This window comes from Shewanella sp. SM87 (genome assembly GCF_025653705.1).
Lineage (GTDB): Bacteria > Pseudomonadota > Gammaproteobacteria > Enterobacterales > Shewanellaceae > Shewanella > Shewanella oncorhynchi.
In genome coordinates this window covers 1-16,337 of sequence record NZ_JAKKSC010000044.1, presented here as the reverse complement: position 1 = coordinate 16,337, position 16,337 = coordinate 1, and the positions used below count along the sequence as shown (strand labels likewise).

Sequence of the window (16,337 nt, the reverse complement as noted above, 5' to 3'; positions counted from 1 at the left end):
GGCAATCTATTTGTATAACAGTTTAGTGATTTATGTTATATGTTACGTCCCCAGCCAACCTGCGTGACTTCCGTACGGGATAAGGACTTTTTTTGCTTCAATGGCTAAAAGGTTTTTTGTTTATCAGGGAGCAAGATTTTTTAAATCCTGACAAAACGATATTAAAAACCAGCTTATTGCGGATTATTCTGCTCAGTGGTGCCATCTTGACCACTAGCATAGTGCTGCATAGCTCTTTAATTGCGTATGAGTTAAACCTCACTTTCATTATCAGCATTACGGTCAGTTTTTTAACCGTACTATTCCTGTCTTTATGGTTTACGCGCAAATATTTACTCGTCAGCTCTATCAGCCTGCTGGCTATGGTTATTGCAGCCTGTTTATCTATGCTGTTGTTTATCCCTGACTTTAACTTATCGCAGGTGGGTATTACTTTCTTATATACCTTGCCCTTGATGGCGCTTTTCCTGTTTGGCAGAAAAGTCGCTTTTATTATGATGTGTTTCAACGTATTGCCTTTTTTACTGCTACTGCGTAACCAAAACCTGCCCCCCATTATTGATATTGATATCAGCCTACCTGCGACCCACGCTTATCTAAACGGTTTGCTGTTTATGTTTTTTAATATCTGCATCCCGTTGTCGGCAATGCGCCTGCTAAAAACCCAGAAAATCCATGCGCAGCAAATGATCCAGCATCAAAATGCACTGCAACATACATTAGATCAATATGCTGAAATCTTTGAAAATAATGGTACAGCCTCCTTCTTCTGCAATGAGGATGGAGTCATTCTCAACCTGAATAATGCCGCGAGGGAAATCGCTGGAGAAGTCACACTAAACAGCACTCGCCTATGTGACATTTTTGAACTTACCGAAGATACCAGCACGAATTTACTGGCGGCCTCGTTTCCGACCCATTTAAAGAACAATAACAGCACTAAATATCTGCTGCAAAAAGCCTCATTACAGCACCATGATACTTTGTTGTTTCACTGCCACGATGTCACTGAACAGGCTAACCATGCGATTGAGCTGAGTCGACTTAAAAAGCACCACATCAGCACGCATTTCTATGATTTAGTGACGGGATTACCCAACGAAAATCACTGGTATAACCCAGCGCCAAGCTTGATCCATCAGGAAATGACCGTAGCCTTAATCAAAATTGATAATCTTAGCCAAATTAATGCTGCTTTCGGTATCAGCGTCGGAGATGCCATCCTAAAAGCCTTTGCTATTGAACTCAAAAATCGCTTTGGTCATATCGCAAAAATATACCGATTTAGAGGAGCATCGTTTGCACTCGAGTTTACTAGCCTGCCGCTTATCTCCCCTGAAAACCTAGCGCTACAATTACGCGAGCGTATTCCAACAAACCTACAACTTAAGCAAGAACAACAGACTGAATATCATCTCGAGTGCAGAGTCGGTTGCAGCTCAGGTAATAAAGCCTCACCGCAGCAAGCCGCAGAGCAATGTTTAATTGCCATAAAACAAACCACCCAAGCTAGCCCAGTGATGGTGTATTACATTGGTTTGATTAACAATCTTCTCGAAGCTTCATCGCAAAAAGCCAGAATCCGTGACGCACTGAAACACAACCGCCTTGAAATGTGGCTGCAACCTAAAGTGATGGCCAATGGCCACATTACTAGCTTTGAAGCGCTAGCCAGAATGTTTGATGAAGACGGCACTATGATCATGCCGAACACTTTTATCCCCATCATAGAGTCATCTCAATTGCAGGCGATTTTTGCGATAAAAGTCTTCAGGCAATTACTACAACTGATCCGTTCTTGGCCTAAAAATGTACCTCTGGTCAGGATTGCCTTTAATTTATCTGGGCAAGATATTCTGTCGGATCGCTTCTTTAAAGTGTTAATCCAAACCTATATGAATCATCCTGAACTCATCCCATTGTTGGAAATTGAAATTACTGAAACCTCTGTATTTTCAACCCATAAAGAAACAGGCCGACGCCTAAACACCTTAGCTCGCATGGGGGTTTCTATCGCTATTGACGATTTTGGCACTGGCCATGCGTCATTAAGCCAGCTCATTGATATCAGTGCCGACACAATTAAAATCGACCGTTACTTTGTCAGTCAAATGGGCATTAGTGAACGCCATACCCAAATTGTTAACGCTGCCATCCTGTTAGCCAAGAGCTTAAAACTCAACGTCATTGCCGAAGGTATCGAAACCGAAGCCCAGTTATTGCAACTCACTGCGCTAGGATGCGAACAATTTCAAGGTTATTTATTCGGTAAACCCGCACCAGCGAATCTCTGGCTGAAAACCTTTCAAATGCAAACCCCCACACATTGGTTTGCCAATAAAAAGAGCGCCAACTGAGGCATTAAATTTACGCCTAGAAGCATCGCAGGTATAATTGGCGACTGGCATTTGCCTCTCTTTGCTATGTTTGCAAATTACTAGGATTACCCCATGTTAAGTTACCGCCATGGTTATCACGCTGGCAATTATGCCGATGTGTTGAAACACGCCATCTTGCTACAAACCTTGCAGCTGATGCACAAAAAAGACAAACCACTCGTGTATATCGATACCCACGCAGGTGCGGGTGGTTATGCTTTAAGCGATGAATTTGCACAGAAAACAGGTGAATACCTCGAAGGTGTAGCTAAGCTTTGGGATAAAACTGACCTACCACAATCGCTGCAGGACTATGTCGCCGCCGTGCGCCATTTTAATGAAGAAAATCCAGAAGAACTCAACTTCTACCCAGGTTCACCCGCCATTATCGACATGGAGCTAGGGCCTAAAGATCGCATGGTCTTGCACGAGCTGCACAGCACTGATTATGTGTTATTGGATGATTATTTCTGCGAAGACAGACAAGTTAAAGTGATCAAAGGTGATGGCTTAAAAGGCCTTATCGCCGCAGTACCACCATTAGAGCGTCGTGCTCTGGTGCTAGTCGATCCTAGCTACGAGATGAAAACCGACTACCAAGATGTGGCCGAAACCCTGATAAAAGCGCACAAGCGTTTTGCAACGGGCGTGTTTATCCTGTGGTATCCAGTCGTAAATCGCGCTCAGACCGAAGGTATGCTATCGCGCCTCGCCAGCAGTGGCATTAAACGTCAGCTGAGAATTGAACAAGCCATTAAGCCCGATTCAGATGAATTTGGCATGACAGCGGCAGGATTATGGATCATCAATCCACCTTGGCAGTTAGACGAAATCGCAACTGAATTAATGGATTACTTGGGTAAAACACTTGGACAAGTGGACGGTAACATTACCGTAAAATGGGAAGTCGGCGAGTAACCTTCGACTCGAATGACGGCGATGATCTCCGGGTTTTCGCCACTTCATTTTAGCTTATCAATGCGGTTACTAAACGTCCTTCTGCTCGCGGTAACGCTTCAATAAAATTTTCACACGCTCAACATAGGCTTGGGTTTCAGGATAGGGCGGAATGCCATTATACTGAACCACGGTCGTCGGCCCCGCATTGTAAGCCGCGCAGGCCAATGCGACATCACCATTGAACTGTTTTAGCATTTGTGCCAAATACTTACTGCCACCTAAGATATTCTCTTCAGGCAAAAATGCATTTGCCACACCCATCTCTTTTGCTGTTTCTGGCATCAATTGCATTAATCCCATGGCGCCAGTTCGCGAAAGCGCACGCGCATTAAAGGCTGATTCCGCGTGGATCACAGCGCGGATTAAGGCGGGATCAAGTTGATGCTTATGGGCTGCATGGGAGATCAAGGCATCATAATTAGCGGTAAATAGCCGAATACCATTCCAGTCTATGGTCGAATCGGGACGACAGGCAAAACAGTCATATAACAAAATTTGATACTGGTTATTTGCGGGGGCTTTGTCGGTAAATACGGTGACACCATTAGCTTGTTGGTATTGATAAATTTTGAGTTTTTCTAGACCTTCACTACTCACTATGCCGCTCTGTGAGTACCGCGCCACAATACGCGGCTTAGCTTTTTCGCGCGCCTCCTCAGCATTTGCATTTATCATCAAACTCGATATCAATAATAAGCACAGGCCTAGCGCCTCAAATCTGCAGGGCAATGAAAAGGCTGCAAAAGTCAGTGTACGAGCAAGCGCTGAGCGAGTAAGCAACATCAAAGTCCCGTGTACTGATTAAGTTTAAGTACTTCAATAATAGCAAAGAGTTGCTTCATTTCTCGGTTTATCTGACTAAATTCTACTGAAAAGGTTGCGCCATGAAAAATGGACTGCATTTGAAAATGCGTTCTGCGATTCGGCAGGAACAAAGTCAATTTATTGCGGAAAAATGCACATTGAATATTGCCATCGAAATGTTTGGCAAGCTCCTGTAAGCGCTCCATAAATGCCGTATTGAGCAAATAGCGTGACTCGATTTGATCCGTTGAAAACACGTCGAACTCTTTTTCAAATTGCGGATCTTCAAGTTTGACTCGTACCAGTCCCGCATGGCTGTCGGACAGGAAATTGGCTACACCACCGCGATCCCTCAGCACCACAGTGTGGCCCATAAACGCTTTATGGCTACTCAGCTCAACCACTAAGCCACGAAACTGGGTTTCCGTGCGGGTCACAGTTCTGCGCCTGCGGGTACTGACATCCAGTTCTTCGACTTGCACATTCTTGGTCAGGGTAAGCTCATTGACCGCCAACTCAACGCCCTTATAGCAGCCTTGTATATAGTCACCGAAGCTGACTTTGTCGTATCGCGGTAATACTTTAGCCGCAACGAGTCGATTCATGTCGAGGCGCATTTCGCGGCTATAAATAAAATCATCGCCGAAATATTTAAACATCCGCGGATAAATATCATTTTGAACCAAATGCTTAAACTCACGAGTCGGAGCAAAGCTCCACCAGCTTAATCCGACTAAGGCAAGCAATGGCAAAGGCGGGAAATAAGCGCCGCCGCTGTAGTAGCCAATAACGGTGAGCAAGCTCAGCCCAAGCACTATCATCAAACTCAAATACAAACGTTTACGCGCCGCCTTAAGGCAAGCCGCACGCTTAGTTTCATATTTGCGACTGATGGGCGCGATATGTTCTTCGTAATACGCTTCGAGTTGAGGTAGTTCGTCAAAATCCGCAGACAAACCAACAGGCCCCCGATAAGTCCGAATCGGGCTACCTAAAATAAAAGTGATGATATTCATATTGATGTCATAGTATTGCAGGGTGATAACTCACCCTGCACAGCTAAGCTTACAAGTATTCGGCCGCATCTACGGGCGCTTTTGCCGCTTCGCTCACCTCATAGAATGGCATCACTTTAATACTCGCCATAGAAGCGATAATCGAGCCGGGGAAGATTTCTACCGCAGTATTTAGCTCGGAAACTGCCGAGTTGTAAAAACGCCTCGCAGCTGAGATATGCGCTTCGACCTCGTTATAGGTCTGCATCGCCTGCAACATAGTGTTGTCGGACTTGAGCTCAGGATAGTTCTCCACATTCACCATCAAGGTACTCATTTTGTCGTTCAACCGCTCAGCCTGAACTAAATGCTCTTTAACGGCACTCGGATCGGCCTTGTTGTAATTATGGCTGAGCTGAGTGCGTAATTCGGTGATTTCAGTGAGCAGTGACTTTTCATGCTCCATAAATCGTTTAGCAATTTTTAGAATATTAGGCACAAGGTCGGCACGCTTGGTCAGCTGTACATCGATACCCGACAAGGCTTCGAGCGCGGTATTGCGCTTTTTGACTAGGCTGACGTACCAAAGATAGGTCACGATAAAAATCAGCGTTAATCCCAATAACAATTTTTCCATCTTCCATCCTTAGGTTTCTTATTCTTGTTAATAGGATACAGCTAACCATAAATGAGTGAAAATTTCACCTGCGGGCTGATTAAGACAATGAAATTACTCGCTGGTCAGAGCTGGCGATGTTATCTAACGAGCAATCATCAACGAAACTGGCCATATTCAGCGATGAAAAGTGATCATCTGCATAAAAAACAGCATTTAACCTATAAATTTATCGATATTCAGCTCCGATACAGCAAACAACGTCTATAGTGATATGGCACAACATTAGAGCATCCAATTTTGCTCGTGAATACTGGACTCCTCGAGAGTCCATTTTTTTATCCTAATTTTCGCCCTCCTCACTTCAACACAGTCAATAGCAACATTTAAGTTTCAATTAAAACTTAACAATCATACTTTGCCGCTAATTTTTTAACTTTTACCTTAGCTTTCACTCCGAGTCTTGCACCTAGAGTTATCCCCTCAGCCACGTCATCCACAATCGGCCGTCGGCAATGTCTCGAGTCTGTTATAGGGTCAAAATATTGCGCTGCGTAAAGGTCGACATAAAGGAAGGACGATGAGTTTTAATTCCGGCGATATTCCCCCACAAAAAGCTTCTGAACCCAATCCACAACAGGGCGATATCAGCTCTAGTGGTTGGTTTGTACGTTTTCTCAATATTGTTGAACGCTTAGGCAATCTGCTGCCCCATCCAATCACCTTATTCGCACTGTTCTGTGTTGCCGTGGTCATTATTTCAGGTATTGCGGGCTACTTTGGGTTAACCGTGGTCGATCCTAGACCTATTGGCTCACACGGCCGCAGTGCCGACGGTTTAATCCATGTGGTGAGCCTGATGAACGCCGAAGGTTTGCGGATGATAGTCTCGCATCTGGTGACCAACTTTACTGGCTTTACACCGCTCGGCACTGTGCTCGTGGCGCTACTCGGTGTCGGGATTGCCGAACGCTCTGGCTTATTATCTGCGGCTATGCGTGCTTTAGTCATGGGCGCCTCTAAACGATTAGTCACTGTGACCATAGTATTTGCCGGCATAATGTCCAACACCGCTGCCGAGCTTGGCTATGTGGTACTTATCCCTATGGCGGCGATGATTTTCCACTCCCTTGGCCGCCATCCACTTGCAGGTTTAGCTGCCGCTTTTGCCGGGGTTTCAGGAGGTTATAGCGCTAACTTATTGCTTGGTACTGTCGATCCCTTGCTATCGGGCATTACCGAAGCTGCGGCGCGTATGATAGATCCTCAATACAACGTCGGCCCAGAAGTAAACTGGTACTTCATGTTTGTCTCCACCTTTGTGATCACTTTCCTTGGCGCCTTTGTCACAGAGAAAATCGTCGAACCTAAGTTAGGTCAATACCAAGATGATGATGCAGACGAAACCGTACTGCAATCGATGGAGAGCATCAGTGCTATTGAGAAACGCGGCTTAAAATGGGCTGGGTTATCTATGTTAGTGCTCGCGGTTATTTTAGCGATTTCAGTCGTACCAGAAGGCGCACCGCTGCGCCATCCTGAAACCGGTCTCATCTCAGGTTCGCCATTCCTCAAGGGCATAGTCGCCTTTATCTTTATCTGTTTTGCCATACCGGGCTTTATTTACGGCAAAGTCGTGGGCAGCATCAAAAATGATAAAGATGTCATCAATGCCATGTCCCACAGCATGAGCACTATGGGCATGTACATCGTCCTCGTCTTTTTCGCCGCGCAGTTTGTCGCCTTCTTCAACTGGAGTAATTTAGGCGCAGTATTGGCGGTGTTAGGTGCCGATGCACTGCAATCCATAGGCTTGACGGGCCCAATCGTATTTTTGTTCTTTATTATGCTCTGCGGCATTATCAACTTGATGCTTGGCAGTGCCTCGGCCCAGTGGGCCATTACCGCTCCTATTTTTGTGCCTATGCTCATGCTGGTTGGTTATGCGCCCGAAACGATTCAAGCGGCGTACCGTATTGGGGATTCGGTGACTAACTTAATCACACCTATGATGAGTTACTTTGGCTTGATCTTAGCGGTTGCCTGTCGTTACCAGAAAAACCTAGGGATAGGTACGCTGATCGCCACTATGCTGCCGTACTCGCTCGTGTTTTTCGTGGGTTGGACAGCGTTCTTCTTCCTGTGGGTATTTGGCTTTGGTCTGCCCGTTGGGCCAGGAGCCGCGACTTACTACACGCCTTAATCGCAATAAAAAAGGCGTCGATGATGAAGTCGACGCCCTTTCTTTATTCGATAGCTTTAGTCGTATAGCCATTCCATTAACAGACTGCAGATCATCAAAAAAATACCTAGATTAAACACATAGGTCTGTAGGGTAGATTTTAATGTCGAGTCCTCAGCTTGCGATACTATCTGGCTCACTGACATAAAAAATAATTGAGGGGCTAGCCCCATGCCCACAAATAACACTGCAGCACCGACACAGCGAGTTAACTCTGGCAGTACAAGCTCCTGCAAGTAAAATGCATAAACGCCATAGGCCAAAAACGCCAGCGCTATGCCATGGCATACCATTCCCACGATAAGTTGCTTAGTGGCAAGATTACCCCACGAAAACACCATGTCACCCCTACACTCAGCTTAACCACAACTATTGATACTATTGGGCGCGCAGTTTATCTCGCTTACGATTAATCTGCACCCACACAAACCAACCAAATAAAATACCGCCAATGGGATAAATATAGAGCGCTCTTTGCAGTTCCGCCCAGAATGGATCGCCCGAGACAAAATAATGTATTAAGGCGACCACGAGGGACGTCAGCATACCCCAGAAAAATACGCCAAAGGCCAAAATGACGTACATCTTACCCTTAGCAATGAGTGCATCTAGTTTTTGCAATTCCAACGCAGCATCATCCATGTTTCGTCCTCTTAACTGCCTCAGCGCAATATGCCAGAACTCGCGCACAGTGCCTATCCATCTTTATAACTAACAGCATTAAAATAACAAAAAGCCCTGCAATTGCAGGGCTTTAGTTTAGAAGTTTAGAAACGATCGAGCTTATTCAGCTGAGTTTGGCTTCTGTTCTTTAGCTTTCTTCTCGCGCTTACTGAAGAGACGCTCCACTATCACGAAGAATAATGGTACGAAGAAGATCCCTAGGAAAGTCGAGCTCATCATACCGCCGAGTACACCTGTACCAATGGCGTTTTGACTACCAGAGCCTACACCGGTACTGATAGCTAACGGCACAACACCCAGGCCAAAGGCTAGAGACGTCATTAAGATGGGGCGAAGACGCACACGCACCGCATGTAAGGTCGCCTCAACTAAGCCTGAACCTTTCTCATAGAACTCTTTAGCGAATTCCACAATCAAGATGGCGTTCTTAGTCGCTAACCCTACTGTGGTTAACAGCCCCACTTGGAAGAACACGTCGTTTGGCAAGCCGCGACCATTCATTGCAATCAAGGCACCGATGATCCCGAGCGGAACCACGAGCACAACTGCAAAGGGTACCGACCAGCTTTCATAGAGTGCTGCCAATACTAAGAAGACCACTAAGATCGACAGAGCATACAGCGCTGGCGCTTGGTTACCCGATAGACGTTCTTCATACGATAGACCGTTCCACGCGACACCAAAACCAGGAGGAAGCTGCTTGGCTAAGTCTTCCATAATTGTCATAGCTGCACCGGTACTGAAACCAGGAGCCGTGGCACCCTGAATGTTCATCGATGGTAAGCCGTTAAAGCGTTCTAAACGTGGAGAACCGTATTCCCATGCACCAGTGGCAAACGCAGAGAATGGCACCATGTCACCCTTGTTATTGCGCACGTACCAAGAATCTAAATCTCCCGGTTGCATACGATACTGGGCATCACCTTGCACATATACTTTCTTCACGCGGCCACGGTCAATAAAGTCATTCACATAAGAACCACCCCAAGCCGTTGCAAGCACATTGTTCACATTAGTGATTTCAATGCCTAACGCGCTCAACTTAGCGTGATCTACATGTAATTGATAAATTGGCGCATCTTCTTGACCGTTTGGACGCACACCCACCAGATTTGGATTCTGTGCCGCCATACCAAGCAGTTGATTACGTGCCGCCACTAACTTCTCGTGGCCTTGGCCGTTCTTATCCTGCAGGTACATGTCGAAACCGTTCGCCGTCCCCAACTCGATTACCGCAGGCGGTACGAAGGCGAATACTAAGGCATCTTTCATCTGACCGAACACACCCATAGCGCGACCAGCAATAGACTTCACATCCATACCAGGCGCTTCACGCTCAGACCAATCCTTCAAACCAACGAAGGCGATACCCATGTTTTGCCCTTGACCCGCAAAACTGAAGCCCGCCACGCTAAACACCGATCTCACGCCCTCCTCAGCCATAAAATGATCAGACACTTTCTCCAATACTTTTAAGGTACTTTCTTGAGTTGAGTTAGTCGGCAAAATGGCTTGCGTGAACAAAATACCTTGGTCTTCATCTGGTAAGAATGCCGTAGGCATACGGATAAAGATCCAACCCACTGCAATAACCAGCACAACGTAAATCGCCATCACTCTAAAGCCGCGCTTGATGATCCCAGCAACGCTCGACTCATAACGATTAGTCAGTTTATCGAAACTACGGTTAAACCAACCAAAGAAGCCAGTTTCGATATGAGCATGGCCCTTCTTAATCGGTTTGAGCATAGTCGCACAAAGTGCAGGTGTTAAAATCAAAGCAACTAGAACAGACAACGCCATCGCAGATACGATAGTGATAGAGAACTGACGATAAATAACCCCCGTTGAACCTGACATAAATGCCATAGGGACAAACACTGCGGAGAGGGTCAGACCGATACCGACTAAAGCACCGGTAATTTGATCCATCGACTTACGCGTCGCTTCCAGTGGACTTAAGCCCTCCTCGGCCATTACCCGCTCGACGTTTTCCACCACCACAATCGCATCGTCCACCAACAAACCAATGGCGAGCACCATAGCAAACATGGTTAAAGTGTTAATCGAGAAACCCGCTAACGACAGAATCGCAAAGGTTCCCAGCAATACCACAGGTACCGCAATAGTCGGGATCAAAGTTGCGCGGAAATTTTGCAAGAAGAGGTACATGATGATGAACACTAGTACAATAGCTTCAAGCAAGGTATGTACTACACCTTCTATCGATTTTTCAACGAAAGGCGTTGTATCGTATGGATAAACAACTTCTAGCCCTTGCGGGAAGAAAGGTTTCATCTCAGCAATTTTTTCACGAACGGCTTCAGCAGTATCAAGCGCGTTAGCACCCGTTGCCAGCTTAATCGCTAACCCTGTCGCAGGTTGACCATTATACAGTGACACCACAGCATAACTTTCAGAACCTAATTCAACCCGTGCCACATCACTTAGGAAGACGTTTGCGCCTGAAATATCCGATTTAAGGATAATTTTGCGGAACTCTTCCGCCGTTTGTAAGCGGCTTTGAGCCGATACCGTTGCGTTCAACTCTTGGCCAGCCACAGAGGGCGCGCCACCTAACTGTCCAGCTGAAACTTGAGCGTTTTGAGAACGAATCGCAGCGATAACGTCTAAACTGGTCAAGTTGTATTGAGTCAATTTCAACGGATCTAGCCATATACGCATCGCATATTGGGCACCAAACAGCTGAATTTCACCTACGCCAGGTACGCGACTCATAGGATCTTGAATGTTCGCACCAACATAGTCAGCGATATCGCCTTTATCTAACGAACCATCGGTCGATACGAAGCCTAATACCATTAAGAAGCCTGAACTCGACTTGTTAACGTTAACCCCTTGCGCCTGCACCTCTTGCGGTAACAGGGTCATAGCGCCCTGTAACTTGTTCTGTACTTGAACCTGTGCAATATCCGGATCGGCTTCAGCGTTAAAGGTTAAAGTGATCTCAGCATTACCAAAACTGTCACTGGCTGAGGCGATATAACGGAGGTGATCGATACCCGTCATACGTTGCTCAATCACCTGAGTCACAGAATCTTCAACAATCTTAGCGGAAGCGCCAGGATAGTTAGCACTGATCACCACGGTCGGTGGTGCAATGTTAGGATATTGGGACACTGGCAGCGAGCGGATCGAGAGGATCCCCGCCAGCATAATAATCAAGGAGATCACCCACGCAAAGATGGGGCGATCAATAAAAAAACGTGCCATAGCTATGCCCTATTGTGCTTGCGTTTCAGAAATAACTTTGGTGGTTACTGGAGCGCCGGGACGAACTTTCTGTAATCCTTCCACAACCAACTTGTCGCCCACAGTTAAACCAGAAGTGACTCGCCATTGGTTGTTAATCACTTCTGCGGTCGTCACTGTTTTCGCTTCGACTAAACCTTGGTCATTCACCACCATAGCCACAGCTTCACCCTTAGAGTTACGCGTAATCGCTTTTTGTGGAACCAAGATAGCCTGTGGATCAGTGCCCGCATTTAACATAGCGCGAACATACATGCCAGGTAACAAGATACCTTCAGGGTTAGGGAATTCTGCGCGCAGAATAACTGAGCCAGTGTTTGGATCCACGCTCACTTCAGCAAACTGCAACTTACCCGGATGACTATATTGAGTGCCATCTTCAAGCAATAATTTCACGTCTGCATTTTCTGAAGCTTGTAGCTTACCTTGCTGCAACTTAGCTTTAAGACGTAACAACTGAGCACTCGATTGCGCGATATCCACATTGATAGGATCAAGTTGTTGAATCGTCGCCAGCGTTTGGCTCTGGTTGGCAGTGACTAACGCACCCGCAGTCACACTCGATTTACCGATACGACCAGAGATAGGCGCTAATACTTCAGTATATTGCAGGTTGATTTTAGCGGTGTTAATCGCAGCTTCAGCCACGGTTACATTCGCTAATGCTTCTTTATAAGCCGCTTCAGCTTCATCGAACTCTTGCTTACTGATGGCGTTGGTTTTTACCAATTGCTGATAACGTGCCGCCTTAGCTTTTGCTGAGGCTAAGCCCGCATTCGCTCTGGCTAAATCAGCATTGGCACTCACTAAAGCAGCTTTATAAGTTGAAGAATCAATCTGATACAAGGATTCACCCTGTTTCACATTGCCACCTTCAACAAAACTACGCTTAGTGATAATACCGTTAACCTGTGGACGAACTTCAGCCTCGAGGAAAGCTTTACTGCGTCCTGGTAATTCCACCTGAATCACTTGTGGCTGGGCAACAACATTAAGGATTCCCACTTCCATACTACGTGGACCAGCACCCGCCTGAGCGCTCTCTTCTTGAGGGCTGCAAGCTGCCATCCATAACGCCACGCTTATAACTGAGGCAAGTTTAATTGTCTGCCGCATGAGAACTCCTTCAAATATTAACTGCCCACATACCAGTACACTTATTGCGCTGACACGAGCCGTAATTGTAACTAAAATCAAATCCGTTATTTATCTCATAGCCTATATGAATCAACAAGGAAGATAACGAAACTAAATTGTAAACTAATGAAAATTTTCACTCATTCAGCATTACTATATTCATCGAATTGTTATTCGATTTAAAAAATCGGTTAACTTTGAGTGGCATTGTTAGGGAGATATGCCGTAAAACACCCAATAAGCCTACTCCATATTGAATATGTTGCAAATCTGTTCATATTCTAGACTTGCGGCAGGCCAAGGCCCACAGCTCAATGACGTTAGCTTAACCGTCACTTGTTGCAATAATTTGTACATAGAGACGAAAACGCAGCGCGCTTGTTTTTACTCAGGCCACTCTCAGCATCAAGTCGTTAAAAACGACCCTATCAAGACTGACAATACCGAAAGAGAGTAAGCAAAGAGCTGGCTTCAGACTGCTTGTGCGTAAAAACATGAATACATCCGATAGCGGATTGCTGTGCAGTTTATTACATCTACTATTTGTGCACGGCTAAAAGGCAGCGCCAGCGTTATGAGGTAACGCCACACAATTAAACAGTCACAAATAATAGCTAGCGGGCTATTTTAGTGGTTACCCCAAAACGGAGCAAACCCGAAATTCAGATTAATACCCCATTAAATGAAACTCAGACTCCCACAAATAATGCTTCTGTAATGACAAATATTGCTAGCAAAGCAATATTTGTCTATTAAAACTAATTTGTTCATCTTCAATCACAACTTAACAGGACTAAATTCGATTATCGCCCACGCTGCAAGCCAAAATACGGCTGATATCAGCCAAACAACGACCCGACTCCTGTTGCCACTGATTAAATACGGCTTGTACTTGCTTAAGCGCCGTTTGTGATGAAAAGCCCGCATCGACTAACTTATGTGCTTTAAAATAACCTTGTACATCATCGGTTAACAAAAAAGTATCTTTGCCAATACCGCGCAGAAAATAGGGACCCGTATTCCCGCCCAATCGAGTACCTCGTTTCTTTAAAAATGCCCACAACCCGATAATATCCTGCGTCGGCCAAGCGGCGATCAGCTGCGCCAAGCTGCCATGTTCGCGAGCAACATCGTGGATCATCAGAGCATTATCATAAATGGCTTGAGTCTTTTTAAGATGGCGAATCAAGGTCGCATCACTTGCCCGCGCTTGAATTTGCTCAGGCGATAACATTAATACTTTATGCGGTTCGAACCCAAAGAAAGACTTCTCATACTCGGGCCATTTGTTCACAACCACCCGCCATACAAAACCACTTTGAAACACCTGACGGCTCATCGCCGACAATAATTCAGCATCCCGATATTGGCGAATTTCATCATCAGACAGGCAACCAGACAATAAGGCTTCGAGTCCAGCAGGTCCGCCTTTGCGCTCACTGGCTCTGGCATAAATAGATGAAAAACGCTCTAACTGGCTCATATTATTACCTTTAAAATGATTAAATCCCGACACTTCCTATATGGGCTCATAATACCTATTTTTACCCCTGATGGATCACTTGGCTTTGCCAAGAAAAATTGTGTTTATTCCAGCATTTTTTAAGAAAACTCTTACAGCAAGCGCTTCAATTACGACTAAAGTTAAAACGTAAAGTCCGTAAAAGACTGGGTTTGGAGTGAGTGCCTATGGAGCTTTTTTATCACCCGTTATCACGCTATTCACAGAAAGTGCTCATCGCACTTTATGAAAAGCAGGCCAACTTCTACCCCAGAATCATAGATCTACGCGACCCTTTGTCCCGCAAGGAATTTCACCAACGTTATCCGCAAGCGCGAATCCCCCTGCTTAAAGCCCAAAATGAACAGCTGATACCCGAATCCAGCATTATTATCGAGTACTTAGATAGGCATTTTGAAAACAGTACCCAGCTGCTGCCACAAGAACCACAACGCAACTTACAGGTACGTTTGTTCGATCGCATCATAGACAATGATATTAACAACCCATTATTTCAATTAGAAAAGTTAAAGCACATAGAAGACAGCAATGAATTCGAAATCAAACAATTAGAGAAGCAACTACTGACACAGTTTCAACGCTTAGACGCGCAACTCACACAACATCATTGGGTCTGTGGCGACAGTTTTACCTTAGCCGACTGTGCACTCATCCCTTGTTTAAGCTATAGCTTCCAACATCTAAACCTGTTGGATTTAGATGAAATCGTGCGCTATTGGCAGCAGGCACAACTGCGTGGCGCTTGGATGTTAGTACAAGAAGAGGTGTTACTGGCTGAGATGGAGGAAACGGCAGGAATAAGAGGCATACCTTAGCGAGTAAGTCATGCCTCAACACAATCACATATTGCGTTCTTTCTTCAACTGCAAAAACGCTTTCCACTTCACGACTTCTGGCGGCAACTCAGGTGCAGGATCGGTATAACCCGCCTCTTTCACTAGTACATCTAACGGCACTTGCTTACCTTTGCACACAAACACACCGCGCACATGCACGATACAATGTAGGCCACGTTCGCTCACAAAGCGTTGTTCAATATAGAAATATTTTTCATCCCAACCGACGACTTTGGTTTCAATCTCAAAGGTTTTCAGCGGCTTAATATCGCGAATATAAGTAAATTCGGCGGCGTTGACTATCGGCATCCACTTCAACTTTAAGAAACGTTTCAGCAGACCCATCTCAGCCAACATATAAGTCCGCGCCAGATCCATAAACGCGGGATAGCGAGAATTAGTTAGATGGAAATTGATATCGCAATCGCTCGGTAAAGCACGATAAGTGATACGGCTTGTCCCTAGAAAATCGATCTTACGACAATGGCGCGTGCGCCAGAATAACAACCAAAACAAACGAAAATACAGATTCATAACGCGCCGCCCTTGAAATAAGAGCCACAGGCTAACAGAGGTCATACCACAGGGCAAGCGAGATATAGCTCACAAAAAAGACGCCCTAGGGTAATGCCGTTCACTTAAGAGTGAACGGCATTTTTCTTTGGTCTAACCGGGAACTTGTTTTTGCTCATTTTAAGAACTCGTGGATATGCCCTTTCCCGTTTACCATCCAGCTTAAATTGCCGTGCATTTCGTTCTATATCCAATACGTCTCTCGGGACATTCCCCGGTGTTTGTGATGACAGTTGTGTCAACTTGAAGATGATATAACTCGCCGCATCTCGAAAACTCAGTTGATTGGGGTGGACCGATGATTGGGGTGGACCGAT

General features: G+C 45.6%; 13 protein-coding genes and 1 pseudogene. 4 read left to right on the top strand and 10 right to left on the bottom strand.

Annotation, left to right across the window (positions count from 1 at the left end; translation table 11 throughout):
* The first annotated feature begins 92 nt into the window (after positions 1–92).
* Both L5M11_RS21780 and L5M11_RS21775 read left to right on the top strand, forming a co-directional pair.
* On the top strand, positions 93–2,357 hold the full coding sequence (locus L5M11_RS21780; RefSeq protein ID WP_105250693.1) for a GGDEF domain-containing phosphodiesterase: 2,265 nt from the start codon (positions 93–95) through the stop codon (positions 2,355–2,357).
* Positions 2,358–2,450: 93 nt separating this feature from the next.
* Positions 2,451–3,296, top strand: a complete 846-nt coding sequence (locus L5M11_RS21775) for a 23S rRNA (adenine(2030)-N(6))-methyltransferase RlmJ (protein WP_263193231.1) — start codon at positions 2,451–2,453, stop codon at positions 3,294–3,296.
* A gap of 69 nt (positions 3,297–3,365) precedes the next feature.
* Here L5M11_RS21775 and L5M11_RS21770 read toward each other — a convergent pair whose 3' ends face one another.
* From L5M11_RS21770 to L5M11_RS21760, 3 genes are read right to left on the bottom strand one after another with little or no spacing between them, the layout of a single operon-like run.
* A complete protein-coding gene (locus L5M11_RS21770) occupies positions 3,366–4,121 on the bottom strand; it encodes a lytic transglycosylase domain-containing protein (protein WP_263147321.1) in 756 nt (251 codons plus the stop codon).
* Positions 4,121–5,158 carry a DUF3137 domain-containing protein gene (locus L5M11_RS21765; protein WP_263193230.1) on the bottom strand — a complete coding sequence of 346 codons (1,038 nt, stop codon included), beginning with the start codon at positions 5,156–5,158 and terminating at the stop codon, positions 4,121–4,123. The genes L5M11_RS21770 and L5M11_RS21765 overlap by 1 nt, the downstream gene beginning before the upstream one ends.
* Before the next feature lie 49 nt (positions 5,159–5,207).
* On the bottom strand, positions 5,208–5,774 hold the full coding sequence (locus L5M11_RS21760; RefSeq protein WP_173248363.1) for a LemA family protein: 567 nt from the start codon (positions 5,772–5,774) through the stop codon (positions 5,208–5,210).
* A 559-nt stretch (positions 5,775–6,333) separates the two neighbouring features.
* On the opposite strand from L5M11_RS21760, the gene L5M11_RS21755 reads away from it, so the two are divergent.
* Complete coding sequence (locus tag L5M11_RS21755; protein ID WP_131524446.1) at positions 6,334–7,956, top strand: AbgT family transporter; 1,623 nt, start codon at positions 6,334–6,336, stop codon at positions 7,954–7,956.
* 56 nt (positions 7,957–8,012) lie between these two features.
* Here L5M11_RS21755 and L5M11_RS21750 read toward each other — a convergent pair whose 3' ends face one another.
* The 5 genes from L5M11_RS21750 to L5M11_RS21730 all read right to left on the bottom strand — a co-directional run bounded on the left by L5M11_RS21750 (position 8,013) and on the right by L5M11_RS21730 (position 14,572).
* Positions 8,013–8,336, bottom strand: coding sequence for a hypothetical protein (locus L5M11_RS21750; protein ID WP_131524445.1), 324 nt, complete (start codon positions 8,334–8,336; stop codon positions 8,013–8,015).
* 37 nt (positions 8,337–8,373) lie between these two features.
* Positions 8,374–8,637 carry a hypothetical protein gene (locus tag L5M11_RS21745; RefSeq protein ID WP_131524444.1) on the bottom strand — a complete coding sequence of 88 codons (264 nt, stop codon included), beginning with the start codon at positions 8,635–8,637 and terminating at the stop codon, positions 8,374–8,376.
* Positions 8,638–8,778: 141 nt separating this feature from the next.
* Positions 8,779–11,913 carry an efflux RND transporter permease subunit gene (locus L5M11_RS21740; RefSeq protein ID WP_113940203.1) on the bottom strand — a complete coding sequence of 1,045 codons (3,135 nt, stop codon included), beginning with the start codon at positions 11,911–11,913 and terminating at the stop codon, positions 8,779–8,781.
* Positions 11,914–11,922: 9 nt separating this feature from the next.
* Positions 11,923–13,068 (bottom strand): efflux RND transporter periplasmic adaptor subunit, encoded by a 1,146-nt coding sequence (locus L5M11_RS21735; protein ID WP_263193229.1) that lies wholly within the window; start codon positions 13,066–13,068, stop codon positions 11,923–11,925.
* An 814-nt stretch (positions 13,069–13,882) separates the two neighbouring features.
* Positions 13,883–14,572, bottom strand: a complete 690-nt coding sequence (locus tag L5M11_RS21730) for a DNA-3-methyladenine glycosylase I (RefSeq protein ID WP_173497830.1) — start codon at positions 14,570–14,572, stop codon at positions 13,883–13,885.
* Between the two features lie 206 nt (positions 14,573–14,778).
* Here L5M11_RS21730 and L5M11_RS21725 point away from each other — a divergent pair, with 206 nt between their 5' ends.
* Positions 14,779–15,426 carry a glutathione S-transferase family protein gene (locus L5M11_RS21725; protein ID WP_131524442.1) on the top strand — a complete coding sequence of 216 codons (648 nt, stop codon included), beginning with the start codon at positions 14,779–14,781 and terminating at the stop codon, positions 15,424–15,426.
* Positions 15,427–15,450: 24 nt separating this feature from the next.
* Here the strand turns inward: L5M11_RS21725 and L5M11_RS21720 are convergent, their stop codons facing one another.
* Together L5M11_RS21720 and L5M11_RS21715 are read right to left on the bottom strand one after the other, a co-directional pair.
* Positions 15,451–15,981 carry a thioesterase family protein gene (locus L5M11_RS21720; protein WP_011791203.1) on the bottom strand — a complete coding sequence of 177 codons (531 nt, stop codon included), beginning with the start codon at positions 15,979–15,981 and terminating at the stop codon, positions 15,451–15,453.
* Between the two features lie 104 nt (positions 15,982–16,085).
* Positions 16,086–16,337 (bottom strand): annotated as a pseudogene (locus tag L5M11_RS21715) (IS4 family transposase); the annotation flags it as partial.

What these genes read in the sequence shown, in the direction of transcription:
- L5M11_RS21770 (WP_263147321.1), bottom strand. Translation starts at nt 4,121, where the DNA reads ATGTTGCTTACTCGCTCAGCGCTTGCTCGTACACTGACTTTTGCAGCC.
- L5M11_RS21725 (WP_131524442.1), top strand. Translation starts at nt 14,779, where the DNA reads ATGGAGCTTTTTTATCACCCGTTATCACGCTATTCACAGAAAGTGCTC.
- L5M11_RS21735 (WP_263193229.1), bottom strand. Translation starts at nt 13,068, where the DNA reads ATGCGGCAGACAATTAAACTTGCCTCAGTTATAAGCGTGGCGTTATGG.
- L5M11_RS21730 (WP_173497830.1), bottom strand. Translation starts at nt 14,572, where the DNA reads ATGAGCCAGTTAGAGCGTTTTTCATCTATTTATGCCAGAGCCAGTGAG.
- L5M11_RS21755 (WP_131524446.1), top strand. Translation starts at nt 6,334, where the DNA reads ATGAGTTTTAATTCCGGCGATATTCCCCCACAAAAAGCTTCTGAACCC.
- L5M11_RS21745 (WP_131524444.1), bottom strand. Translation starts at nt 8,637, where the DNA reads ATGGATGATGCTGCGTTGGAATTGCAAAAACTAGATGCACTCATTGCT.
- L5M11_RS21740 (WP_113940203.1), bottom strand. Translation starts at nt 11,913, where the DNA reads ATGGCACGTTTTTTTATTGATCGCCCCATCTTTGCGTGGGTGATCTCC.
- L5M11_RS21720 (WP_011791203.1), bottom strand. Translation starts at nt 15,981, where the DNA reads ATGAATCTGTATTTTCGTTTGTTTTGGTTGTTATTCTGGCGCACGCGC.
- L5M11_RS21775 (WP_263193231.1), top strand. Translation starts at nt 2,451, where the DNA reads ATGTTAAGTTACCGCCATGGTTATCACGCTGGCAATTATGCCGATGTG.
- L5M11_RS21750 (WP_131524445.1), bottom strand. Translation starts at nt 8,336, where the DNA reads ATGGTGTTTTCGTGGGGTAATCTTGCCACTAAGCAACTTATCGTGGGA.
- L5M11_RS21760 (WP_173248363.1), bottom strand. Translation starts at nt 5,774, where the DNA reads ATGGAAAAATTGTTATTGGGATTAACGCTGATTTTTATCGTGACCTAT.
- L5M11_RS21765 (WP_263193230.1), bottom strand. Translation starts at nt 5,158, where the DNA reads ATGAATATCATCACTTTTATTTTAGGTAGCCCGATTCGGACTTATCGG.